The sequence below is a fragment of the Deinococcus seoulensis genome (assembly GCF_014648115.1).
Lineage (GTDB): Bacteria > Deinococcota > Deinococci > Deinococcales > Deinococcaceae > Deinococcus > Deinococcus seoulensis.
This window is the reverse complement of record NZ_BMQM01000025.1, coordinates 1-22,295: the sequence shown is the minus strand read 5'-3', so window position 1 is coordinate 22,295 and position 22,295 is coordinate 1. Positions and strand designations below refer to the sequence as shown.

General features: G+C 64.3%; 22 protein-coding genes. 9 read left to right on the top strand and 13 right to left on the bottom strand.

Annotation, left to right across the window (positions count from 1 at the left end):
- Positions 1 to 65: 65 nt before the first annotated feature.
- From IEY70_RS15640 to IEY70_RS15610, 7 genes are all read right to left on the bottom strand, one after another.
- A complete protein-coding gene (locus IEY70_RS15640) occupies positions 66 to 1,430 on the bottom strand; it encodes a replication initiator protein A (protein WP_189065961.1) in 1,365 nt (454 codons plus the stop codon).
- Between the two features lie 590 nt (positions 1,431 to 2,020).
- Positions 2,021 to 4,249 carry a UvrD-helicase domain-containing protein gene (locus tag IEY70_RS15635; protein WP_189065960.1) on the bottom strand — a complete coding sequence of 743 codons (2,229 nt, stop codon included), beginning with the start codon at positions 4,247 to 4,249 and terminating at the stop codon, positions 2,021 to 2,023.
- A gap of 71 nt (positions 4,250 to 4,320) precedes the next feature.
- Entirely contained in the window at positions 4,321 to 4,734 is a 414-nt protein-coding gene (locus IEY70_RS15630) for a hypothetical protein (RefSeq protein ID WP_189065959.1), read from the bottom strand.
- 57 nt (positions 4,735 to 4,791) lie between these two features.
- Positions 4,792 to 5,100 (bottom strand): hypothetical protein, encoded by a 309-nt coding sequence (locus IEY70_RS15625; RefSeq protein ID WP_189065958.1) that lies wholly within the window; start codon positions 5,098 to 5,100, stop codon positions 4,792 to 4,794.
- Positions 5,101 to 5,266: 166 nt separating this feature from the next.
- Entirely contained in the window at positions 5,267 to 5,560 is a 294-nt protein-coding gene (locus IEY70_RS15620) for a hypothetical protein (protein WP_189065957.1), read from the bottom strand.
- Positions 5,561 to 5,616: 56 nt separating this feature from the next.
- Positions 5,617 to 6,777, bottom strand: coding sequence for an AcrVA2 family anti-CRISPR protein (locus IEY70_RS15615; protein ID WP_189065956.1), 1,161 nt, complete (start codon positions 6,775 to 6,777; stop codon positions 5,617 to 5,619).
- A gap of 317 nt (positions 6,778 to 7,094) precedes the next feature.
- Entirely contained in the window at positions 7,095 to 7,856 is a 762-nt protein-coding gene (locus IEY70_RS15610; protein ID WP_189065955.1) for a stalk domain-containing protein, read from the bottom strand.
- 124 nt (positions 7,857 to 7,980) lie between these two features.
- On the opposite strand from IEY70_RS15610, the gene IEY70_RS15605 reads away from it, so the two are divergent.
- The 3 genes from IEY70_RS15605 to IEY70_RS15595 all read left to right on the top strand — a co-directional run bounded on the left by IEY70_RS15605 (position 7,981) and on the right by IEY70_RS15595 (position 12,399).
- The gene (locus IEY70_RS15605) at positions 7,981 to 9,015 is read left to right on the top strand and encodes a hypothetical protein (RefSeq protein ID WP_189065954.1); all 1,035 of its coding nucleotides are present in this window, start codon (positions 7,981 to 7,983) and stop codon (positions 9,013 to 9,015) included.
- A 124-nt stretch (positions 9,016 to 9,139) separates the two neighbouring features.
- Complete coding sequence (locus IEY70_RS15600) at positions 9,140 to 10,744, top strand: YeeR family protein (protein WP_189065953.1); 1,605 nt, start codon at positions 9,140 to 9,142, stop codon at positions 10,742 to 10,744.
- 212 nt (positions 10,745 to 10,956) lie between these two features.
- Positions 10,957 to 12,399, top strand: a complete 1,443-nt coding sequence (locus tag IEY70_RS15595; protein ID WP_189065952.1) for a toll/interleukin-1 receptor domain-containing protein — start codon at positions 10,957 to 10,959, stop codon at positions 12,397 to 12,399.
- Between the two features lie 77 nt (positions 12,400 to 12,476).
- Here the strand turns inward: IEY70_RS15595 and IEY70_RS15590 are convergent, their stop codons facing one another.
- Together IEY70_RS15590 and IEY70_RS15585 are read right to left on the bottom strand one after the other, a co-directional pair.
- Positions 12,477 to 13,172, bottom strand: coding sequence for a hypothetical protein (locus tag IEY70_RS15590; RefSeq protein WP_189065951.1), 696 nt, complete (start codon positions 13,170 to 13,172; stop codon positions 12,477 to 12,479).
- Between the two features lie 131 nt (positions 13,173 to 13,303).
- Positions 13,304 to 14,359 (bottom strand): hypothetical protein, encoded by a 1,056-nt coding sequence (locus IEY70_RS15585; RefSeq protein WP_189065950.1) that lies wholly within the window; start codon positions 14,357 to 14,359, stop codon positions 13,304 to 13,306.
- A 74-nt stretch (positions 14,360 to 14,433) separates the two neighbouring features.
- Here IEY70_RS15585 and IEY70_RS15580 point away from each other — a divergent pair, with 74 nt between their 5' ends.
- The 3 genes from IEY70_RS15580 to IEY70_RS15570 all read left to right on the top strand — a co-directional run bounded on the left by IEY70_RS15580 (position 14,434) and on the right by IEY70_RS15570 (position 17,584).
- A complete protein-coding gene (locus IEY70_RS15580; RefSeq protein ID WP_189065949.1) occupies positions 14,434 to 14,862 on the top strand; it encodes a hypothetical protein in 429 nt (142 codons plus the stop codon).
- A gap of 624 nt (positions 14,863 to 15,486) precedes the next feature.
- Complete coding sequence (locus tag IEY70_RS15575) at positions 15,487 to 16,503, top strand: DNA cytosine methyltransferase (RefSeq protein ID WP_229777974.1); 1,017 nt, start codon at positions 15,487 to 15,489, stop codon at positions 16,501 to 16,503.
- Between the two features lie 13 nt (positions 16,504 to 16,516).
- Positions 16,517 to 17,584 carry a BsuBI/PstI family type II restriction endonuclease gene (locus tag IEY70_RS15570; protein ID WP_189065947.1) on the top strand — a complete coding sequence of 356 codons (1,068 nt, stop codon included), beginning with the start codon at positions 16,517 to 16,519 and terminating at the stop codon, positions 17,582 to 17,584.
- A 557-nt stretch (positions 17,585 to 18,141) separates the two neighbouring features.
- Here IEY70_RS15570 and IEY70_RS15565 read toward each other — a convergent pair.
- Positions 18,142 to 18,327, bottom strand: coding sequence for a hypothetical protein (locus IEY70_RS15565; protein WP_189065946.1), 186 nt, complete (start codon positions 18,325 to 18,327; stop codon positions 18,142 to 18,144).
- Positions 18,328 to 18,484: 157 nt separating this feature from the next.
- Here IEY70_RS15565 and IEY70_RS15560 point away from each other — a divergent pair, with 157 nt between their 5' ends.
- The 3 genes from IEY70_RS15560 to IEY70_RS15550 all read left to right on the top strand — a co-directional run bounded on the left by IEY70_RS15560 (position 18,485) and on the right by IEY70_RS15550 (position 19,914).
- Positions 18,485 to 18,784 carry a hypothetical protein gene (locus IEY70_RS15560; RefSeq protein WP_189065945.1) on the top strand — a complete coding sequence of 100 codons (300 nt, stop codon included), beginning with the start codon at positions 18,485 to 18,487 and terminating at the stop codon, positions 18,782 to 18,784.
- Positions 18,785 to 18,946: 162 nt separating this feature from the next.
- On the top strand, positions 18,947 to 19,216 hold the full coding sequence (locus tag IEY70_RS15555) for an antitoxin Xre/MbcA/ParS toxin-binding domain-containing protein (protein WP_189065944.1): 270 nt from the start codon (positions 18,947 to 18,949) through the stop codon (positions 19,214 to 19,216).
- Entirely contained in the window at positions 19,216 to 19,914 is a 699-nt protein-coding gene (locus tag IEY70_RS15550) for an RES family NAD+ phosphorylase (RefSeq protein WP_268243921.1), read from the top strand. The genes IEY70_RS15555 and IEY70_RS15550 overlap by 1 nt, the downstream gene beginning before the upstream one ends.
- Positions 19,915 to 20,014: 100 nt before the next feature.
- Here the strand turns inward: IEY70_RS15550 and IEY70_RS15545 are convergent, their stop codons facing one another.
- From IEY70_RS15545 to IEY70_RS21325, 3 genes are all read right to left on the bottom strand, one after another.
- Complete coding sequence (locus tag IEY70_RS15545; RefSeq protein WP_189065942.1) at positions 20,015 to 20,920, bottom strand: hypothetical protein; 906 nt, start codon at positions 20,918 to 20,920, stop codon at positions 20,015 to 20,017.
- A gap of 137 nt (positions 20,921 to 21,057) precedes the next feature.
- Positions 21,058 to 22,062, bottom strand: a complete 1,005-nt coding sequence (locus tag IEY70_RS15540) for a hypothetical protein (protein ID WP_189065941.1) — start codon at positions 22,060 to 22,062, stop codon at positions 21,058 to 21,060.
- Complete coding sequence (locus IEY70_RS21325; RefSeq protein WP_268243920.1) at positions 22,059 to 22,184, bottom strand: hypothetical protein; 126 nt, start codon at positions 22,182 to 22,184, stop codon at positions 22,059 to 22,061. Before IEY70_RS21325 ends, IEY70_RS15540 begins: the two co-directional genes overlap by 4 nt.
- Between the last annotated feature and the right edge of the window lie 111 nt (positions 22,185 to 22,295).

The window sequence follows — 22,295 nt, the reverse complement described above, 5'->3', positions numbered from 1 at the left end:
AAGGCTGCGTGCGCTGAGCGCGCTGGATTGAACGGGGTGGGTGCTGACCGTCCTGGTGGCTTTCTTCAGGGCGCGGACGCCCGCGCCTGCCACGCCAGGATGACCTGCTCTGGTGCCGGCGCGCTTCGCAGGTCGAGCAGGTCCTGCGTCGTGACGAGGTGGTCGAGGAACAGGTCCGTGGCGACCTGCTCCAGCACGCTGGGGAGCTTTAGGGGCGCCAGGAACAGCCGGGCGGCGGCGGGGGTCCGGGCGGGTTCCAGCAGGGGTTCCGGGCTGGCCTGACGGGCGGGGGGCGGCGGCGGAGCGGCTTCGCTGGTGTACTTTTCGGGGTGCTGGATGATGTCGACCAGAAGGCCCGGGCGGCTGCGGACCTTGTACCCGTTGGCGATCATGCCGTCGAACCTGGCGACGCGCTGTTGCACGCTGGCCGGGCCGTGAGCGGCGACGAGTTGGAGGGCGATCTGGTGGCTCACGCCGCGCGCGGTCAGCAGCGCGGTCGTGGCCGGGTCGGCCGGTGGCGTGGTCGCGGGGTCGGGTGGGATCACCACGGCGGCCGGGAGGGCGTCCGTGTGGGGCCGGAAGGTGTACAGCACGTCCTGTCCCGCGCCGCGCCCGAAGTACTCCACGCCCTGGAGGAAGCCCTGGGTGATGAGTTGCTGGTGGGCGGGTTCGAGCGTGCGGCGGATCCGGTCGGCGCGGTCGTCGAGGATGCCCAGGTGCTGCCCCCAGGTGCGCAGGTTGATGCGGAAGCTCGTGACGCTGGCCGGCGCGTCGTGGGGCCAGTGTTGTTCGCTCAGGATGCGGAACAGCAGCCGCGCGAGGGGCTGTTTGAGTGCCTTGAGGACCGTGAGGTCCAGCGCGCGGATGAAGCCGCTGCGGATGCTGGCGGTCAGGTCGCTGTCGAGCGTGATTTCGAGCAGCGATTCGGCGCGGAGGTTCTTGAAGGCCTCCGGGTTGTGCGCGCGGTCAAGGACGGTGAACTTCAGGATCAGGCTGGTGTTGATGTCGCGGTAGCGGTACTGGTCCTTGTCGTACCAGCTGTCCCGGATGCGGTACACGGTGCCCTGCAGGCGGCTCAGGGTCCGCATCAGTTCGTCGTGGTACGGCTGCGCGTTGGGGAGGCTGGAGAACGTCAGGAGCTGGTAGGCGGTGAGGCGCATCAGGCCGCTTTCGGGCTGCCCGGCGGCGATGTAGGCGTTCACGAGGCCGAGGAGGATGTCGTTGTCGCTGCCGTGCGGCACGACGTCGTGCCGGGGGGCAGTGCAGGTGACGCTGATGCTGGTCCCGAGGTCCCCGCTGGATTTGAATTCCTTCGTCCAGGTCGTGAGCGTGCTGGGAACGCGGTTGTTGGCCAGGATCAGGGAGAGGCGGGCGAGATTGCGCTCGTCGTGCCCGCGGTCAGGCGGCGCAGATCTCACGGGGCGGGTCATGCGGCCATGCTACCCGATCAGCTGGGGGCAGTTGAAGCGATTGTGGATGCCTCTTCTGGAGATGTGTGTAAAAGAATAAAAGAAATGATGATCATCATCAGGGAGGCGCGCCGCCTGCGTCCTGGACGGCGATTTTCGGCGAATCCCCCAAAGGTTCGTGCCTGGTCCTCCAAAGGTTCGTGCTCCGGAGGGGCGAATCCTCCAAAGGTTCGTGCCCAGTCCTCCAAAGGTTCGTGCTGCGGCCGCCTGGACCCTCCAAAGGTTCGTGCCCGGTCCTCCAAAGATTCGTGTCCGGTGCGCCAAAGATTCGTGCTGCGGCGGATTCAATTCGCCAAAGATTCGTGCCCGATCCGCCAAAGATTCGTGTTCCGCAGGGGCAAATCCTCCAAAGGTTCGTGCTCAATCCGCCAAAGATTCATGTTCCGGAGGGGCAAATCCTCCAAAGATTCATGCTGGGGCGGGCCGCTGCGGAGAACTGGAGCGGGGGGCAGCCGCCCGGCGGCCGCAGTGCGCAGGGCGCAATCCTCCAAAGGTTCGTGCTGTTGGGGGAACTGCGCCGTAGGCCCGCGTCCGCCGATGTGGCCGGACCTTCAGGCCACGTCCCGCTGGAGCGTGCGGAGTTCCGCCGGGCGGATGAACGGCGCGAGCGGCTCCGCCCCATCCAGCAGTTCCCCGCTTTCCCGGTCGAAGCGCAGTTCCACGTCGCCGAGTGCCACCCGCACGGCGCGTTTGGTGAGGCGGACCTTGCGGGCCAGCCGGACGCGCAGCAGCGGCCCTTCGAACACGCACACGGGCACGCCCTTCCCGAACAGCGCTGGGATGGCCAGTCGCGCCTGCCGGGCCGCCTGTTCGAACAGGCTGAGGTTCGCTTCGTGCACCGTCACGTAGGCGGCCGTGACGTCCTGCAGGAGTTCCAGCCCTTCGTGCGCCCAGGTGCGCAGCAGCGTGCGTTCCTCGTCGGCCAGCGCCGTCAGCCGCTCACGCACCAGTTCCAGCGGCATGGGGGTGGTCCCGCCGTACAGCGGCCACAGGCGCCGCCGGTCGGTGACGGGCGCCACGTCCGGCGGTGGGGGCAGCGTCGGGGAGGCCGCCCCGGGCGGGGCACTGGGACGGGCGCGTCTGGACCGCGTGCGGCGTTCCGGCGTGGCCGACTCCGGGCTGGGCAGGGCCACTGGGCTGGGCAGGTCTTCCGGGCTGGACTGCTGTTCCGGGCTGGGCTGCTGTTCCACGTCGGCCTGCGGTTCCGGGTCGGGCAGGGTGCCGGGCTGCACGAACTGCCTCGCGGTCCAGGCGTCCTTGCCGTACGCGAACCGGAGGACCTGCTGCGCGCGGGTGACGGCGACGAACTGCACGGCGCGTTCCTCGTCCGGGTCGCCCTGGCTCATGGGCATCAATTCTGGGTACAGGATGGTCACGCGGGGCCATTCCTTGCCTTTGGCGCGGTGCACGGACGCGAGCAGCACGTCGGCGTCCGCGTCGTCCCGGCAGACCTGGGCGAGCAGGTACAGGACATCGGCGGGCGTGGCCTCCCCGGACGGTCTGGACACCACCCACGCGAGGTACCGCAGGCAGCGGCCCAGGTCCTGCAACTCAGTCAGGGGGCGGCGGGCGGCGTCGTCTCCGGCCGCGAGGCGGAGCTTGAGGGGCTCGGTGCGTGGCGCGAGGTGCGCCTTCACGAGTTCGGTGACGTCGTCGTTCCGGAAAGCGGCGGGGAAGGCGGCGCTGACGCTCTCCCGCAGCTGCTGGGCGAGGTCCCGGCCGGTCACGGCGACACTCAACCCGGCTTTCATCAGGGTGAGTGCCTGCCGGATCAGGGGGGCGTTGGTGCGGCACAGCACCACGTCCCCGCGCGCGTAGGTGGCCGTCTCGGCGCTGATGTGTTCAATCGTGCCGGGCGCGGCGCCGGTGGCGGGCCGGATGAAGTCCGAGTGCGCCCGCGCGTAGCGGATGACTTCGCGGGGGCAGCGGAAGGACACGCTCAGGGGGAGTTCCAGGGCGCCGACCTGCTCTTTGAGGCGCGACAGGGCCATGGGATCCGCCCCGGCCCAGGTGTAGATCGACTGGTCGCTGTCCCCGACGAAGATCAGGCGCCCGGTGCGGTCCGGGTTGCTGGGAGGTCGGTCCCTGGGGTCTCTCAGTCCGGACAGGTTGATGCCTGTTCCCAGGCCCAGCAGGTGCAGGACGTACGCCTGCCGCAGGGGCGTGAGGTCCTGCGCTTCGTCCACCAGGGCCAGGGGGAGGGTGCCGTACCCGTACCCGGCGGTGAGCGGCAGCCACAGCAGGTCGGTGAAGTCCGCCCGGCCTTCCGAGAACCACATGTTGTGGCCGCAAATATGGAACTCCGGAATCCATTCGATCAGGTCTTCGGGCACGCCGGGCCACTGTGCGCGGGTCGCGAGCCACTGGGCCTGTTTTTCGGTGAGGAGGCCCAGTCGTTCCTCGCGGGCGATCGTCCAGGCGCGTGCGGCGGGCGCCTCCCATTTCTTCCGGAAATCCAGCTGTCGCGCCACGTCCTGCGCCTTATCACTGTGCACGCGGAAGGTCGCGCCGGCCCGGTCTCGCAGCAGGCGGTGGCCGTGTGCGTGCAGCGTCAGGGCCCGCACGCGGGGGGGCAGGCGCGACTGGAGGTCCGAGACGGCGTGTTTGTTGTACGCGAAGTACACGCCCTGCGTCTCCAGCTGCCACGCGGCCTCGGTCAGGGTGGTGGTCTTGCCCGCCCCGGCGGTCGCGCGCAGAAACACGTGCCGCCAGGAGTCGGTGACGACCTCGAGGAAGTCCCGCTGTTCGGGCGTGAAGTGCGCTGAAATGGACCTGGACATACGCTCGCCTCCTGTGTACAGCGTAGGTGCGCAAGACTTTCGCGCGCCAGTGGGGGGCGGTGGCGTGGCCTTCAGGGAGCGAGCAGCACGAGCCGGTCGCCCAGCAGTGCCCGTAACTGAGCGACGTCCCGGTGGGTGCTGTCGTTGCGCCCAGCATCGACGGGTTTGACGGTGACGCGCACAACGCGGGCCTCGGTGATGCTGAACGGCCGCTCCACAGCGTCCAGGGTGCCCGCGTAGTGTTCGCCCCGCGAAAACCATTCGCGTTCGGGAACATCCAGTTCGATGACCGCCCCGTAGGTGGCGAGGTTCTGCGTGAGGCTCAGATCAACCTCTCCGGTCGCCTGGGCATTCGCGTAGCGGGTGGCCCGCGCGGCCGTGTCGGTCGCGTCGAACTTCAAGCCCTTGAGGTGCGGCTGCCGCGTCTCGATGGCCGTGACGAGGCCGACGGCGTTCCAGACAGCGCACCCATGATAAGCATCCATGCCGTATGTTCCTCCATCCGGTCGGTGCTGAGCGGGGACGCGCCCGGTGACCGGGCGTCACTCCTCGGCGGGCAGGGGGACGTGATCGCGGTCGCGGTCGTGGTCGACGTCGCCGTCGGCGGTCAGGTGGACCAGCACGCCGGGACTCCCGGCCGGGTCGGGACCGTAGGGCTGAGCGCAGGTCTGGCACTCGGGGACGCTCTGCGCGTCGTTCACCTGCCCGGCCTGCTGCTCGGCGTCCGCCAGGAGGAAGCGCAACTGGTCCTGAAGGGCGCCCACGCCGGACGTGGGGAAATCCAGGCCCATTCCGGCGTACTCGTCGGCCTGGCGCTGAAGGGAACGGATCGATTGAATGATGTGTTGCATACCTGCCTGCCGGCCCAGGGAAGCGTCCCTTGCTTCCCTGGGTGTCTGGTCGGGTGGGGGGAGCGCGGCCGCCCGCCGTGTTGGGCCCAGTGCCCTACCGGGACGGGGACGGCCGCGCCTGCGACTGACGGGCCGCGCTGGCCCTGGTTTCAGGGGGCGGGGTGGCTCAGACCGGCTGGCCGTGCTTGTCGAAGTCGCTGAAGTCGCCGTCGGTGTGCAGGACGCCGGAGTACGACCAGTCGCCCCAGATGCTGAGGTTGCCGCCCAGATTGATGGCGCCGCGCCGGTCAGGCCATCGGGTCATCTGGCCGCGCTGACCGTCCTCGCAGGTGATGGCCCAGGTCTTGCAGCCGATCATCAGCACTTCGGCCTGATCGGGGGGGAGGTGCTGCCGGGCCGCTTCGATGTTCTCGGCGGTGATCACGTTGATGTGCCCGGGGGTGGGGTTGAAGTCGCTCATGGGGCTCCTGTGGGCGCTCAGCCCAGGTTTTCTTTCACGTCGTGGGTTCGGTCCGCTTAATCGAGTCGGACGGGCGCTTCGGGGCCTTCGCCGTCCATGTTGACCGCCACGAAGTCCAGGAAACGTAGTTCGTAGCGGGTGCGGCCGGGGCCGGTCCAGTAGCCGTGCAGGTGCGGTTCGCGCAGGTGCGGTGGCATGCGGCGGCCCGTGCTGACCGGGGCGGCCGGGCTGCCCGGGTCGGCGTCTCCCTGGGCCTTCCGGGCGTGGTACGCGCGCAGGACGTTGCCGGTGTCGACGCCCGCTTCCCAGACGGTGGCGGCGCCGGATTCGCTGAGTTCTTCCTTGCCGCCCTTGCCGCGCCGGGGCGTGACGGGGCGGGGCGTGCCGGGGCCGAGCAGCTGCGTCTTCTCGCTCCCGAGGTACGTGACGCACAGCAGGGCGAAGCCCAGGTCGCGGGCCACGCGGGCGGCGTCTTCTTCCGCGAAGTTGGTCGCGCCGGTCTGGGCCATCAGGCGGATCTGTTCGGCCACGTCGCCGCCCAGGGGGAGACTGACGGGCGCGAGGACGTGATCGCCGTACGCGCGGTTCTCGATCAGGAGTGTGAGCCACGGCCTTCCCTGGGTGGTGTCGATCGCGGCGAAGAAGCCCGTCTGGGAGGGGTGCGTCAGGCCGCCGGGAACGGGGATGTACGTGGCGTGGCCGCGCAGGCCGGGCAGTTCGGCCGGGAGGCGGGTGAGGGGGCGGGCGCGGCGCAGGCGGGCCAGGACGTCCTCGTCGATGCGCACGACGTGCTTGGCGTACCGCCACGCGGTCAGGACGCCGACTTCGTATGCGCTGATGATGGCGCTCCGTTCGTCCAGGCCGTCGCGGTCCTGGAGCAGGGCGGCGGTCAGGAGGCCGGGGACGAAGGTGCGGGCGTCCCAGGCGGCGCGTTTCTTCAGGAACAGGTGCGGGAGGGCGGCGCTCGTGGCGGGCGCGGCGGCCTTGACGCGCTTCAGGTGGCGTTCGAGGCGGGCGAGCAGCGTGGGGTTGGCCTCGTGCTGCCGGGGCGGGTCGGTGAGCGGCGGGAGGTGCGTGAGGGCGTTCAGGATGGCGCGCCGGGCGGCTTCGGCGGGGTCGCTGCCGGTCAACTCGGGCAGGACGGCCAGGAGGGAGCCCTTGACGACGAGTGGCAGGGGCCACTCCTGGCTGGCGCCCATCAGGATGGGAATGATCACGTGCACGTCGCCGACGGGAACGCGGAAGACGAGCGCGCCTTCGAACAGGGTGCCGGCGACCGTGCGGGGCTCGTCGAATTCCAGCCAGACGCTCGCGCCGTTCCAGTCCTGCGTGCCGGGGGCGTGCAGGTCGCTGACGGTGATCCGCGCGGCCTGCGCGGCGTGCGCGGCGTGCAGCAGGTGAGGATACGTGCAATGGAGGTCGACTCAGAGGCTCCGAATTCAGGGAACTCCGTTTCACATTCCTGAACGCCTTCAAGTTCAAGCCAACATATGTAGCAATGTGTCCTTCCAGTGCCGCCGTACTGGCCGGAGCCCTAGAACATCCAGTTCTCGACCATGCCGTTTCGTCGCTGATTGCCCACCAAGCACGTGACGTCCATGGCGTTCGCCACGCGAGCTTCGCTCATCAATGGCGTCACCGTGCAGCCCAGGAGCTTGAACAGCCCGACTGGGTAATACACCTGCCCATTCAGGAGAAAGGGCGCTCCCTGGAGGGTTACGGACCTTCCGTTCAGCCGAGCAGCTTTCTGCCCAAGCGTCAGGGCGAGGGTCTGCTGTCCGAGGGACACTTTCACGATTTTTCCAGTCTGCTGAACGACGGCAAATTTCTGGACGTATCTGGCATCGGTATATCCTGCCCCGCGCGTTGCCCCCGCAGCCCGCGCCTCATTGCCTGGCGTCAAACTACCGCTCCGTCGGGTCACAGTGACGGGAAGCGTCGCTCCAGCCGACGCTACGGCCACCTGCGTAACGTAACCCGGTTTTGAACTCACGGAGAGGTACACCGGGTGCTTGGCGACACTGGAGTTCCAGATGTTGAAGTACGTCGACGGTGCGATCTCGATCCACTGCCGGTATTCCATGGGGAAGTCTGGATTGGGCGTGGTACTCATGGCCGGGTCACCGTTGCTCTCCCCGCAGACGGCGCCTTTCAGATCGCCAGCACCAGGTACCGGCTGACAGGGGACGGTTCTGGCCGTATAGGTGATTTTGTTGGCGATGGCGATCTGAATAGCAGTCTGTGCACTTGAGGAGCCCATGATCAGCAGGGCCAGTAGGGCGTATGGGTATCTCATGAAGCCTCCGGGAAATTATGTGGTTGAGCAGCATTATGGCCCTGCCGACCGCAGTTGGTCGGGGCACTCGACCGCTGCGGCAATTCGTGATGACGGAGTGAGATTGACCGGCGTACTTTGAAGCATGCGCCGATCATCCTTCCTTGCCCTCGCCACTTCGCTGTCCGTTGGCGTGGCCTCTGCACAAACGGGCATGAACGTGTTCTCGTTCAACAACGCGTCATCGAGCCTCCTGCTGACCTGGACGGAAGCAGGAGGCCAGTTGACCGGCTCGCTTCAGGTCGTGACTGGCGCCGCCCGTGCGGAAGGTCCGCAATTTGACGTGACCACGAACGTGGTTCGTGGTACCCGGAATGGTGCCAGCTACAGCTTCGTACTGGAGAATAAACTGGCGTTCTTCGGGGCGAGTGCTCTCAGCGGCACCCTTACCAAAGACACCCTGACCCTGACTGTTCCCAGGGCTGAAGGGGGCTTTGCGGCGTTCCCGCTCGCTCGGACGACCCTGCCTAAATTCAACACAGCGGTAGCCACGCTCCGGGCGAGCGTCACGCAGCGCTCACAGACTTTGGCTACAGAGGCAAGGCAGCGGGCCGAGCAGGCAGCAGTCCAGCGGGCGGCGGAGGCGGCGAGGCTTCAGGCTGCCCAACGCCTGAATGACGCACTCAATGACTATGACGAAGCGCTATTGGAGGCCAACGATGTCCTGACGAATGCGCAGGACACATTGAACGCCCTCGCCCGGACATTCGGCGATATCCAGTCAGTTCAGGTCGGAAAGGGGGAGGTGATTCGGGATCTGAAACGTCTTGCGACGGAGAAGGACTGCTTCCAGTTCAATGAACGCAAGGCCGACCTGTACGGCTATGGGCTCGTCAGTCTGACCAGGGAAGGTCAGAGCCATGTGAACATGCTGAAGCTTATTCCGGCACGTCTGGACGAACAGGTGCAGGCAGTGAATGAAGCTCGCGCGGCCTTTGCGGGCCTCAAAGGTAAAGTGGCAGATCTGGCGCCGGATCAAGACCTGACGGGTCGGTCAGCCCGCATGAAAGCTGCCATATCACAACGGGTTGCGGGTACAGAAGCGCAGCTGGCGAGCGCACTCAGCGCTGATCAGACGATGGTCGCTGAAGCGGAGGCAATGGTATGTAGTCCTCTCTGAATCCCCAGGCGGCCAGGGTCTAACGACCCCGGGCCAGCCCAGGGATTTTTCCGATCTCAACACCCTCCGGCACGCTTCCTCATCCGTCCTCACTCTGCGCTGAGTTTCCCTGGAGAACATACTCATGACCGAACCAAAGAATTCCGACGACCGTACCAAAGCACTTCTTTCCGACCAGGACACAGAATCACAGAACGGCACACCCGCGCCAGGAACAGGCTGGACCCACCGGCCACAGAGGGAAGGAGAGGAGGCCGGAAGGGCCATTGGTGTGACGGGCAGTGCGAAGAACTATGCGCAGAACGTCAAGAACGGTGGGGATCGTGGTCATGGATTCGCTGCCGAACAAAGAAACAATCAACTTGACCGACTCAGTGGGAAGGATGCCAGGGTAGTAGGTGACGACAACGCGAAGAACGGGCCGGACCGCATCGTGAACGGCACCTGGATTCAATCGAAATACTGTAGTTCCGGCTCGAAATGCATTCAGCAGTGCTTCGATGATCAGGGCCGGTTCCGTTACCTGACTCCCGATGGCCGCCCAATGGAAATCGAGGTTCCTGCGGATATGTACGACAGCGCTGTTCAAGCGATGAAGGACCGTATCCAGAACGGTAAAATTCCGGGTGTCACGGATCCTGCTGAAGCTTCTAAAATTGTCCGCAAGGGAACCATCACTTACGCGCAAGCGCGTCGGATTGCCAAGTTCGGAAGTATTGAAGGACTCAAATACGATTCTGTCAGGGGTGTGAAGCTGGCCGCCGGAGCGGCCGGTATGAGTGCTCTGGTCACCACGTTCCTCAGTGTCTGCGACGGTGATTCACCAGGGATGGCCGTACGGCAAGGAGCCAGTGCTGGACTCCGTGTGGGGGGCGTAGCTTGGCTGAGCAGCGTCGGTGCTGCTCAGTTAGGCCGGACGTCTCTGGAAAAGGGATTGCGGCCCACGACAGACGCAGTGGTGAAGAAACTAGGTCCGAAAGCAGTGCGGTTCATTGTCAAGGGAACCGGGAAGAACCTTTCAGGGGCCGCAGCGAACAGTCACCTCAGCAAGCTGATGCGGGGGAACGTGGTGACTGGCGCTGTCACAGTGGCTGTGCTTTCCACCGGGGACGTGGTAAATGCCTTCCGGGGGCGGGTATCTGTCGCTCAGCTCTTTAAAAACTTGACGGTGACGACCGCGAGTGTCGCTGGAGGAACTGGAGGGGCAATGGCTGGCGCAGCCGCAGGTGCGGCTCTCGGAACCATCCTGTTTCCGGGTGGCGGCACGGTTCTCGGGTTCGGAATTGGCGCAATCTTTGCCGGGGCGAGCGCCCTCCTGGGTGGGGCTGCAGCTGGCACCGTCTCTCAGAAGGCGTCAAAGGCCATGATGGACGTTCTGATTGAGGACGATGCCAAAAAGATGATCGCCATCCTTGAAAAGGTGTTGGCCGAGGAAGTTCAGATTGCGCTCCTCAACCAGAAGGAATGCAATCAGGTCGTCGACACCTTGCAGAAGAAGGATCTTTCCTCAGCTCTCCGCAAAATGCATGCGGATCCTAACCGTTCCGGATTTGCCCGTGAGCTGATCACGCCCTTCATCGACGCGGTACTGGCCAAGCGCCCGAAGTTCACGCCACCAAGTGATGAGGAGTTCCTCTCCGCTGCAGTGAAGTTACTGGAAGAGGCCGCCGATGAAGAGACCCAACGTCCTCCGGCTACAGGCAGCACGTCGACTCAGCCCTCTGGTTGAGGTACAGCTTCAGCTTGCCAGAGACTCCGTACTGATTGAACTAGCCGGCCAGTCAGGGGAGGCGCCGTCGGTGACACCCCTCCGGTCCTGCGCGTCTCCTGCGCGTCTCCTGCGCGTACCCACGTGTGGACCGTCCCGTGAACCACGGCGTATCCTCCGCGTCCGGCGCAACTGTGGTGGTTGAGCTGTTGGAGGTCGCCTAGCATGGCGGTGTGACACGTGAGCCGCCCCTGACCTTCTTCAGTTACGCCTGGACCACCGAGGCGCACAAGGCCCGTGTCCGGGCGCTGGCCGACCGCCTGCGCGGGGACGGCGTTGACGTCATCCTCGACCAGACCCACCTTCAGGCCGGGGATGACACATTCCAGTTCATGGAGCAGATCGCCAGCCGCCCGGACCTGAAGAAAGTCGTGGTCATCTGCGACCAGCGGTACAAGCAGAAGGTGGACGGCCGGCAGGGTGGGAGCGGAACCGAGGGCACGATCATGAGCCCCGGTGTCTACCAGCAGATCGGCGAGGGGCCAAACAAATTCGTGGCGGTCGCCTTCGAGACTGACGAGCGCGGCACCGGGTTCGTGCCGACCATGTTTGCGACGCGGCTCTATATCGACATGAGCACCGACGAACTGCAGGACGCGAACTACGAACGGCTGCTGCGGTTCCTATGGGACCGGCCCGAACCGCCTGCGCCGCTGGGGCGACCTCCGGAGTATCTGTTCGATGGGGACCCGACGGACGCGCTGGTGCACAGCAAGGCCAAGAATGTGCGGATGGCGGTGGAACGGGGGCGCGGCCCGCTGACGCCATGGCAGGAGCTCGTTGATGCTGTGTTGGGAGTGTTCGCGCGGTTCAGCGCGCCACTGAGTGCCACGCGGCAATACGACGGACAGGAAGCGATGCGGCAGGTGGAGTGGACGATCCCCGCGCGTGACGCCCTGACCGAGACTGTCCGCTTTCTGGTGCGCGAGGATCGGCTGACGGCTGTCATGCTGATCGACCTGTTCACCCGACTTGGTCACGTTGCTAGGCGGCATGAGCAGGAATGGAGCGTACAAGCCGAAGTTACGGCACACACCCGCGCGGCGGTGCTTGAACTGGTGCTATACGTGGTGGCCGTCCTGATTCAGGAAGATCAGCCGGCCCTGCTGGGCGAAGTGTTGAACACCACCTACGTGCAGGACGGTGGGTACGGCAACATTGAGGCGACGGTCTTCGCGTTCGTGTGGGGAGACGCTGGGTGGTTCGCTGAAGAGATGGAAGCTCGGCCGGGGCGGCGGACACAGGCTGGCGTGGCGGACTGGATGAAGGCCCGCGCCACGCTGGCGGGTGTGCCGTTCTGGCAGTTGGTGCAGGCGGATGTGTTGCTCAGTGCGAATACTGTTCAGGGCATCCGTGGGACGCCGTTGGGTCCCATGTATCAGATGTGGTACCCGGTGCTGGGGTCCTACTGGGCGAGTCAACCGCTGCCGCTATTCAAGCGGTTGATGAGTGAGGCTGTCCTGAAGCGTTGGCTTCCGGTCTTCCGGCAGGACTCGCTACAGTCGATGATCGAGGCCGGTCCTACCGTCTTTCAGTACCCTGATGAACGACCGCTGGTGAGCCGCGTGTCACTTGAGCAACTGTTCGGGATCAGTCAACTGGGGCGCCGGATGTAACCCAGTTCCGCACTCGGACTAGGGAGGTGTGACACTGGGGAGGCAGATATTCCTCCGATGGTTCCTGTTCAGTGACGTCATGACCGGCGCCGGGCGGCGCGCACTTCGGCTTTGATAGCAGCGGCCGTCTCGCGCACGGTTTCGTCATGGGCGGCGCTGATTCTGGCGTCCTGTATTTGCGTCTGGAGGATGGCCTGGGCCTGTTGCCGGAGGGCAGTGATGCGGGGATGGGCTTCGCAGGCGAGCTGTCGAAATTTCGTGTCTTCCGGGAGGAGGGTGCGCAGGAGAAGGAGTTCGCGGTCGCGTTGCTCCTGCCGCTGCTGGCGCACCGCGTGTTCCTGTGTGGCTTCGTGGGTGCGGTGCTGCTCGGTGGCGCCCTCGTGGGCGGCGGTGAAGGAGTCCCACCAGAAGGCTTGAAGGTCGAGGGTAATCAGCATGCCGGCGTGGGGGACGCTGAGGGTAATGAGGAAGTCATCGCCCAGGTGGTGGTGGAAGGGTCGCAGTTGGGTCGCGTCGAGGAGGCTGACAGTGTGGGTGGGGTCGCGCGACCAATTGGGGTCCTCGAAGAGATCGAAGTGATCTTCAGTGAGTGTGTAACGTTCGACGAACACGACGGGGGCAGCGATTCGGGTCGCAAAGGCTGTGAAGTCGTCGGGACCTCCGGTGAGAGCGATGGCGTTGATGCTTTCGGAGCGGGTGCTGTCGAGGAAGAGGCTGTCTGGGAGGTAGCGCGTGATCTGCTCGAACTGCCCCTCTAGGCTGGGTTGGGTCACAGAAGCTCCGGTTGGGGTGCGGTGAGGGCCACCATTGACTGAATGGAGGCGGAGTGGGTGCTGACGCGTCGGGGAGATTGACCCTGGCGGCACCCCGTCCTGCCAGGGTCAGACTTCATGGCCCTGCCTCTTTACAGGCTGGCGTGCAGGAGGTGCGGCGCTAGGCCACGGGGGTCGTTGAGTACCGCTTGCGTACGCGGTAGTTCGAGCAGGTCGTCCACCAGCCCCACCAGTGACAGGAGTTTGGATAGGGCGGCGCCCAGCCGCACTTGGAGAGTGAAGTGCTGGTCGGGCAGCGTTTGTATGGGATGGTCGAGCGGGAACATACCCTTGAGGTGGGGCACGGCGCGATTTATGCCTTGAGACTGCATCAGAGCGGCGAAGGCGAACTCAGCATCTGGGATTCGGGCGCTCAGTAGGGTGCGCAGGGCTCGGGCACGCGTGCTGTTCGCATGCTGCGGTTTTGCTGCGCTGAACGATAGGGCGCCTAGGGCCAGCCCCTGTGTCAGGGCAGGCAAGTCGGTGTTGAACACCCGGTCGCGCTGTACAGGAGACCACGCGTCTACCTCCGTCAAATCGGAGGTCAGCAACAACTGCATGAGGTCTGCGTGTAGCTGGGCGCTGGTCTGGTCGGCAGCCAGTAGGGCCAGCCAGTACATCTGTACGCTGGTGAACTCGCGGTCCACGGCTCGCCAGTACGGGTAGTCATGCAGCGGCCAGTACGGTGTGTGTCCGAAATAGCCGCCTGCCGCGCCGTCGCGCGTGTTGAGTCCGGTAAGTACGTCGATCAACTGCGCAGCGACGGGTGTGTCGCGGCTCGAGAACATTGACGGGAGGGTGGTCATGGCGGCGGCGAAGTCGAACGCATCAACGTACCAGCGGGCCGGGTCGTACTGACCGCTCAGGGCTGCCTGGTATCGCCAGTCGATGGAAGGGCGCGCTATGGCTGCCCAGAGGTGATGGTGGCGGTCCGGATCGCCCAGAAGCGGGCGAGTGGTGTGTACCGCGCGGGTGAGGGCCAGCACTCCCTGGGCACGCTTGAGGGTCGCTTCTTCTTTGAGATACCCAGCGTGAAGCGCGTGCAGGTCTGCGGCGTAGGCTTCGCCGAAGGTCGCTTGGGCAGTCGCAGTGAGTACGCTCGGTTCCAGCGTGGCTCGGCCGAGTAGCTGCATGAATTTCCGGAGCATGGTTGCACTGTACCGGGTGGTGCGCGTCTGCCCTGTCTCGTTCTTGCTCAGCTGGAGGCAGCTATGTCCTGGGCGTGTTTCTGGTGGACGGCCAGTCATCCGACTTGTCCGACAGCCTCATCCCCGCCGAAAGCACGGCCGAGCTATTGCCTCTGGGAATTTACTTTCTGCGTGAAAAGCCTGTCGGGTGGACTTTAGTAATTCCGAAGAAGTCAATCGCGCTGGCGATATTCGTGAATACATTCCAAAGTATTGAAAAACCGTTGCCTTCCATACTGAACAATACTGGAATAACAAGGTTTCCTAAAAGCCAACCGCCAAACCATGCGATTCCCCTGGTCTTTTTACCTTTAGGGGCGAACAAGAAGCCAAGACCCGCCATAAAGATGTTCAGTACGACACCAAGTACCCTTAGAGATGGCTGCATGGTTCAGAATACCACATACCTAGTGGATACTATTTCATGGTTTGATTGGCTGAATCGTGCTGTTTCTGAGCTGTGAATGCTTATGGTATAAGCCTTCCGTCTTGGGGGTAGATCTAGACCTTACCCACCGAGCAGCGCCATGAGGCCGTTCAGGAGGCTCAGGCCGAAAAGCACAATCAGTGCCCAGGTCCACCACGCGAGGCCGCGCCGGGGGGCTGGGTTGGGGTGCCGCCTGTCCCTGCGGGCGTCTGGACTGGCCACTGCTCAGGGTGCGCTGGTAGCTCAATCCGCCGATGCTGATGGTCTTCCGGAACCGGATCTTTCCCATGCTCGCCTCCGTTGAATTGGTCTTCGGCTCAGCGTATGCCTGCCGGCTCGAACGCGATGCCGCATGTGCGGGACGGCTTTGCCTGGATATCGACAGTGATTGGGTGAGCCAACCGGGTGTCCGGATGATAGGTGGCAGGCGAGATGTTCAGGTGTCGGATGATCCGATGCCGCAGTTGTCATGGACACCGGCGACTCAGCGGAAGAGGGTAGGGTTTCGGCGGATGCGTCTTCTTAAGCTTCTGAAAGCCTTGGCGGAGTGACCACCTGGAACTCGGCGAACACCTCTCAGGCGAGGCGTAGCGATCCCCCTGCATGGAGACGGGATGTAATGGCAGGTTCCTGATAGCGCAAAGTCACTATGATGTCGCTCATGTCGTCTTACGTGGAGCGCATCAACAGCCTGATGCACCCACAGCCCCCACATGATCCACTGGTGTTGGACTTGTTCGCTGGTGCTGGTGGTCTGGGTCTCGGTTTCGAAGCAGCAGGATTTCAGACGTTGGGATACGAGAAGGACAAGGCCGCGGCGGCCACCTATAACGCCAATCTGCACGGTGAGTGCATCACCGCCACGCTGGATGCCGATACGCACTTCCCTGCGGCTCAGGTCGTGATTGGCGGGCCACCTTGCCAACCGTTCAGCGTAGGTGGGAAGCAGCTGGGTTTCGGTGATCCTCGTGACGGCTTCCCGGCTTTCCTGGCCGCAGTGAAGCAGGTTCAACCGCAGGTGCTGATGTTCGAGAACGTCCGTGGGCTGATGTACCGGAATCACTGGTACCTGGACATGATCGTTCAGCAGCTGCGCGACCTTGGCTACACCGTTGAGTGGAAGCTGCTGAACGCTGTGAACTATGGGGTCCCCCAGAACCGCGAGCGGCTATTCGTGATCGGGCACCGTGGCAAGTTTCAATGGCCGGAGCCTGAGCTTCATAAGGTCACTGCTGGCGCGGCCATCGAGGACATGGCGTTCCTGACTCCGCCTGAGTCCAAGTTCCTCACGGCCAGCATGGACGGCTACGTTGCCCGCTACGAGGCGGCATCCAAGTGCGTCACTCCGCGTGACCTGCACCTGGACCGCCCTTCTCGCACTTTGACGTGCCGGAATCTGGCAGGGGCGACCGGGGACATGATGCGAGTCCGACTGCCGGACGGTCGTCGTCGTCGCCTCCTGCATCAGGAAGCTGCCCGACTCCAGAGCTTCCCGGACGACTTCCAGTTCATCGGCAACGAGACCGAGCGGTACAACCAGATTGGTAACGCCGTTCCGCCCTTGCTGGCCTTCCACCTGGCGCAGAGCATCCGGCGACACCTTGACGATCCACAGGGACTACAAGCCAAGCCTGAAGCCCAGCCGCTGCTTTTCGCCCCACAGCCGGTGCTGATTTGAGTAAAACAGGGGCATGACCTCTGAAACGCCGCAACTTCTGAACCGCTCCAAGGTCCACAAGGAGTTCAAGGCGAAGACGCCGGAAGCTCAGCAGACCATCAACGCCATGCTCCAAGTGCTGGATGCAGCCGGGATTCCGCTCGGATACCTGACCGGACGGAGGCTGGAGCGGGTCGCCTTGGCTGTGCTGGCCTGCGGTGACATCAAGACCGTTGGTGATTTCAAGAAGGCCAAGACTAAGGCGCACCGCTACGAGTTACGAACCCGAGACATCATCGAGTACATCAACGAGCACTATGGCGAGAACATCTCGCGTGGGTCCTACGACGACATCCGCCGGAAAGATCTGGAGCTTCCCGTCCTGGGCGGGGTGGTCATGAAGTCAAAGGATGCGGCCGACCCCAACAATCCGACCCGTGGCTACACGCTTGATGCGGAATTCGCCGCGCTCCTGGCGGCTTACGGTACGACAGGGTGGTCAGATGCCGTCGAAACCTACGCCCGCACCCACACCCTGCTGCGGGATCGCCTGGAGCCGCTGGGTCAGAAGAAGGTCACGGTCATCGAGAATGCAGAACAGCTGGTCGAGCAGATCCATACGGTGCTTGGTACCGGGCCGCACAACGAGCTGATCGTCCAGATCATCACGGAGTTCCTGCCCAGGTACGGCTACGGCGCCAAGGTGCTGTACGTCGGCAGCGCAACGGAACGCTTCCTCTACCGCGACGACACCACCTTCGCTGAGCTCGGTTTCCCGGTCATCTCGCGTGACACGGAACTGCCTGACGTGGTGGCCTACTCCAGCGAGAAGAACTGGCTGTACTTCATCGAGGCCGTCCATTCTTTCGGCCCTATCTCGCCCGCCCGTCTACTAAAGTTGGAGCAGCTGGCCAAGCAGAGCAACGTGGCTGGCGTGGTGTACGTGACCGCGTTCCTCGACATAGACACGTTCGGGATCTGGCTCCGTAAGAAGGAGATCGCCTGGGAATCGGAAGTGTGGATTGCTGAGAACCCCAGTCATATGGTGCATATGGACGGCGTCAAATTCCTGGGGCCGTTCAAGACTCTCGATGTGGACTGACGAATATCGCACGAGAGAGACGGGCACCCTCGCGGCCAAACGAATGACTGGTCGTCCGTACGCTGCTCATGCCAGTGATACGGATTCCGTTTATTTCGTTGGCAGATCGGAACACCACCGATCTGCCAACTCCACGTCCGGAATCCGTTTCTCTCCTACTCGCATCCGCTCGGATTGAATGGCTTATAAAGCCGTTCAATCCGAGTCCGTATTAGTCCTTCGGTGGACGCTGGGGAATACCGCGTTATAACCTCGATCGCCCGAAAACCCCCGTTAAGAGCTTTGATGCCGTTCCAGTCGGTATGGACGCGGATAGTCAAGAATGTTCAGAGGGCGAGGGAGAAGTTCGTACTTTCGATCTGACCCCGAACTTTTCCCCATTGAGCGCCAGTAGAACTCGCTGCAAACCAGCAAAACCGCAGAAAAGTTCGCAGTATGGCCATTCTGCGAACTCTTCAGATCACCCGTGTGACCTTAACGGGGGTTTTCGGGCGATTGAGGCTACAACGCGACCACCCGCGAGGGCCCCTCCAGGACAGCAGGACCGGGGAACGCCCTCAGTCCCGGGCGCGCTCGAGTTGGTACGTGTGCTGGCCCCCTTCGGTCCGTTCCGCCCGCTCAGCTTCCTCCTTCACCGAGTAGGCCATCTCCCAGGAGAGCGGCGCCGAACACGGCCGCTCATCGTTCGTGTTCAGATTGCGTTCAAGGACCAGCCAGAGTTCCGATCGGGGGGCGTCAGTCATGCCGGGATCTTAGGCGAACACCCCCCTCGAGCGCTGTGACAGTCCGCCGCGAACCCCACGGCAAGGCACTCCGGTCCTGCTGTGCCTCCGTGCCGGACGCCGACCGCGGCGACCCGCCCGTGGATGACGCGCAGGCCTACAGCGTATGGTGCGGGCCATGGACGTGCGAGACCTCACCCCCGTGGAAATCGCGGATCTGCTGGACACGGCGTGGCGGGCTGACCAGGGCGAGGACGCGGATGGGCCGGACGTGCAGACCCGCGCGGAGATCGCCGACCGCCTGGGCTGCGACGAGGACCTCCGCGCCGAAGTCTGGGCCGCGTGGCGGGACGAACTGATTGCGGACGGGCGGAGCGTCGACGACGCGGAGTACTGGCTGGACGTGGTGTTCGTGCAGCTCTGCCCCGAGGACATCCCGGACCCTGGGGCTCGTGCAGTGCGCCGCGCCGCCCCCTGACCGGAGTGGGGAGGAGCCTCGTGTGCTGCGCCGCACAGCGCGAGACGCCCCACTTCACGCCCGAGCCAGTTTGTCCCACCCACCCGCATCCCCCCAGCAATGAAAGGCGGCTTTCCATGCGCGGCAGCCCGGTATGTCACACTCTGTCGAAGGAGACTGAGTATGTCCAGACTGAAACGATCCTCCAAGAAGTCGCGTGTCGTTGGGCTGCGCATCCAGACGAAGGGCAAGCCCAAGGTGACCGCGCTGGGAACCATCGACGAAACGTTCCTGCAGCGTGAAGCGGTGCGGATCACGGGAAGTCCGAAGCTCGCCACGGCCTGGATGGAGCGGTCCAATCCCCTGCTGGGCAACATCACGCCGCGCGAAGCGGTGAAGCGGAACAAGGGGCGAGACGCCCTGAGCATCCTGATGAACATCGCCGGGGTCTGATGCTGCCCGCCGACCAACTCGCTGAGGCCCTTCAAGCGTGCCCACCGGAGACCTTCCGGGGCACGCTCTACCGTGCCGTCAACTTGCAATACCTCTCGTCCCTGACCAGTGGTGTGAGCGCCCTGAGGGCCGCCAACCGCTACGGCCCGCCCGGCCTGACCGAGGCGCTGTACATGGCGGTCACCCCGGACCTGGCGATGGTCGAAGCGAACCAGCAGTACCGGCATGAGTTCCACATGGACGTCATTCCGGCCACCGCGATCCTGCCGGTCGACGTGGACGTCCGGCGGGTCCTTGACCTGACCCGCCGGGAGAACCAACAGGCCCTGGGGACGACCGTGGCGGAACTGACCGGTCAGTGGCGTGTCGAGTACGGCGCGCAGCTGGAAGAGCTGGCCAAGTCCAAGGCGGACCCGCACCGACAGGTCAAGGTCGTGCGCGTGCCCACGCATGACATCGGAAAGGCGGCCTATGAGGCGGGATTCGACGCCATCCGGTATGAGAGTTGCTACGCGGGACACCGGCAGACCAACCGTGAGAACTACGTGGTGTTCCTGCGTTCTGGTCAACCTGCGCCCAAATTCCAGCTGCATGAGGACGTCCTCCGCGCGGCCGAGTGGCTGGCCAAGGACCAAGCCAAGCGCGAACGGGCAGAGCGGCACGCCACGCGCGCGGCCCAGCGCCGCTCGAAAACCTGAACGTCAACCGGTGGGGACGGGCGCGCGTGTGACCCTGCCCGTCCTCGTGCGCGTCCACTCGGCGCAACCGCCATCTGTTGATCGACGGAAGCGGGGCCCTTTACTTCCAGCGGAGGGTCTGCTTCTGTGGATTCCAGATGGCCGAGCTCCCGGTGTAGCCCAGGGGGATGTGCAGCTCGCCGCCGATGACCTTGAGTTGATCAGGGGAATCTCCAGGGGTGGCCAGGATGACCGCGCACGTTTTTGTTGCGGCATGAAAGGCCATCACCCCGAACTTGAAGACGCTGCGGTACTCCACTCCGTTCAACGTGGCTTTCCCGAGCACACTGCCTGAATCGAGCGTGCACAGTTTGGACCCGTACTTCGCGGTGATGGGGGTGATCTTCACGGGGTCGAAGGTGTCGTGATTCAGGAAAGTCCCGTACGTCTCGTACCACGCGTCGCTGGCTTTCGCGAAGGTATTCCGGGTGTCTTTCAGTGCCTCGCTGCGCGCCACCCTGGCTTCCAGGTACGTCCGGAAGGACGCGGCGTTCGCGGTTCCAAGGGACTTCCCTATGGAAATCTGACCCGGTGTGCCGTTCGTGGCGAACCAGACCTCGACGGTGTACGAGGCTTTCGTAGCCAGGTCCACCAGGGTGTACGTCTCCACGCCACTGGCATTGCCGGCGTTGACGTCGGCGAGGTACACCTCCGGGACGCCGTCACGGTTGAGGTCGGTGAGGTCGGTGCCGAGGATGCTGTCCCCGTACCCGCCGCCGTAGTCCCTGGGTGAGGTCCACAGGGTCGTGTACTTCCCGGCGAACGGTTTCAGCACCGTCACCTTCTGCCGTCCACCGGCGTAGGGGCGGTGGGTGACGAGGAGGTACGTCGTGCCGGAGATCTTGACGCTGCGGGCGCCGTCGATCACGCCGTTGAGCGTGACTTTGGCGTCACTGGCTGGCGTCGCTGAGGCCGAAGCCGCCCAGCAGAGGGCCGCTGTGGCCATGATGCGAATCTGACGGAGCATACGGGCAGCATATCGGCCACGCCCGTCGTGGGCAGTGAGGATTGCGCTGCCGGGCGAACTGCACGCTCCGTACGCCGTGGCGTCCACCGAGACGATGCCAAACTGTGGGGGCAGGCCGGGGGCGGGACCGCGCGGCGTCACTTCCGCTTGCTGATGTCCCAGGTCAGGTGTTTATTGTGCATGGAGAGCCGCTCGGCGTCCGCCAGAATCTTGGCCATCACCGATTCGAGGGCGTCGTATTGAACGACGATGAAGACATCGGGATGGAGGCGGGACGCGCCGAGCGTGTAGTTCTTCAGGTCCGTCACCGCGGACGAGGCCCGCACCCGCGCGAGCAACTCCGGCCCGTGCACTGCCGTCAGGGCCTGGTCACTGAGCACGTCATGGATCCGGCGAACGGCCTGACGCTCGAAGATGCCGTCCGGGCGGGAGTGCAGGAAGACGTAGGGCTGCGGCACGGTGACATCGTCGGCCGATTCGGCCTTCTGGAACGCTTCGAGCGACAGCATGGGCTTGAGGACACGGATCTCGGCCGTCGTGACGATCAGGCAGACACTGGCGTACGGGAGGCGCGGGGCGTCCGGGCCAGCCAGCTCCGCGTCCCGGATCCGCTGGGCGGACCACTCGATGTCCTGTTCGAGCGCCGCGTACCGCAGCTGCGCGACGGCTTCACTGACCGTGCCGGGGGCCACGTTCCCCCATCTGGCGATCTGCACGCCGCGGTGCACCATCAACTCCTGCGGGTACAGGTCATAGGTCTTCAGGGTGAACAGGCTCTCCGTGGCAAACAGATCAATGCCATAAAAATACGAGGGCCGGTGCTGATTGAACGGCGCTTCGTCTTCGTTGGGCACCATGATCCATTGCGTCCCGGGCGAGCAGTATTTGCATTCGACCAACGCGGACAGCAGAAGGTCGCGGTGGTCGCGGTGGACGGCGCGCAGGTCGACGGAGAAGGTCACGTCCTCATTCCGCTCGTTCCGGCGGACATAGTTGTACTCGACCTGCACCATGAGACCGAGGCGTTTGAGGACCCCGGCGACCGAATGCTCCAGTGGCAGGCCGCTTTTGAGAAAGATGTCCTTCCAGGCTTTGTCTTTCTTGTTGGATCTGTCGTCGTCAGCGGGAACTGGGGGAGTCACACGACCACTGTACAGGTCCATTCCAGCGGCGCAGAGCGGGCCTGCCCACGCTGACCGTCACGGGCAAGGGCCGTGTGGACGGGAGTCGGGTGCTCAGCCGCCGCCGCAGGGTCCGACGCCATGAGGGACAGTCTGGCAGCCGTGATGCCTCCAGGGAAGTTCAGGGACAGGGGTCGCGCTAGAGTTGGAACCGTTTTTCCCGCTAAGGAGTTCCCCTTTTCGCTTTCTCGCGT

Bases quoted from the DNA above. Each gene is read 5' to 3' on its own strand.
- IEY70_RS15545 (WP_189065942.1), bottom strand. From the start codon at position 20,920: ATGCTCCGTCAGATTCGCATCATGGCCACAGCGGCCCTCTGCTGGGCG.
- IEY70_RS15600 (WP_189065953.1), top strand. From the start codon at position 9,140: ATGACCGAACCAAAGAATTCCGACGACCGTACCAAAGCACTTCTTTCC.
- IEY70_RS15610 (WP_189065955.1), bottom strand. From the start codon at position 7,856: ATGAGATACCCATACGCCCTACTGGCCCTGCTGATCATGGGCTCCTCA.
- IEY70_RS15625 (WP_189065958.1), bottom strand. From the start codon at position 5,100: ATGCAACACATCATTCAATCGATCCGTTCCCTTCAGCGCCAGGCCGAC.
- IEY70_RS15620 (WP_189065957.1), bottom strand. From the start codon at position 5,560: ATGAGCGACTTCAACCCCACCCCCGGGCACATCAACGTGATCACCGCC.
- IEY70_RS15550 (WP_268243921.1), top strand. From the start codon at position 19,216: ATGCTGCCCGCCGACCAACTCGCTGAGGCCCTTCAAGCGTGCCCACCG.
- IEY70_RS15565 (WP_189065946.1), bottom strand. From the start codon at position 18,327: ATGACTGACGCCCCCCGATCGGAACTCTGGCTGGTCCTTGAACGCAAT.
- IEY70_RS15570 (WP_189065947.1), top strand. From the start codon at position 16,517: ATGACCTCTGAAACGCCGCAACTTCTGAACCGCTCCAAGGTCCACAAG.
- IEY70_RS15575 (WP_229777974.1), top strand. From the start codon at position 15,487: ATGTCGTCTTACGTGGAGCGCATCAACAGCCTGATGCACCCACAGCCC.
- IEY70_RS15630 (WP_189065959.1), bottom strand. From the start codon at position 4,734: ATGGATGCTTATCATGGGTGCGCTGTCTGGAACGCCGTCGGCCTCGTC.
- IEY70_RS15560 (WP_189065945.1), top strand. From the start codon at position 18,485: ATGGACGTGCGAGACCTCACCCCCGTGGAAATCGCGGATCTGCTGGAC.
- IEY70_RS15605 (WP_189065954.1), top strand. From the start codon at position 7,981: ATGCGCCGATCATCCTTCCTTGCCCTCGCCACTTCGCTGTCCGTTGGC.
- IEY70_RS15585 (WP_189065950.1), bottom strand. From the start codon at position 14,359: ATGCTCCGGAAATTCATGCAGCTACTCGGCCGAGCCACGCTGGAACCG.
- IEY70_RS21325 (WP_268243920.1), bottom strand. From the start codon at position 22,184: ATGGCGTCGGACCCTGCGGCGGCGGCTGAGCACCCGACTCCCGTCCAC.
- IEY70_RS15635 (WP_189065960.1), bottom strand. From the start codon at position 4,249: ATGTCCAGGTCCATTTCAGCGCACTTCACGCCCGAACAGCGGGACTTC.
- IEY70_RS15640 (WP_189065961.1), bottom strand. From the start codon at position 1,430: ATGACCCGCCCCGTGAGATCTGCGCCGCCTGACCGCGGGCACGACGAG.
- IEY70_RS15555 (WP_189065944.1), top strand. From the start codon at position 18,947: ATGTCCAGACTGAAACGATCCTCCAAGAAGTCGCGTGTCGTTGGGCTG.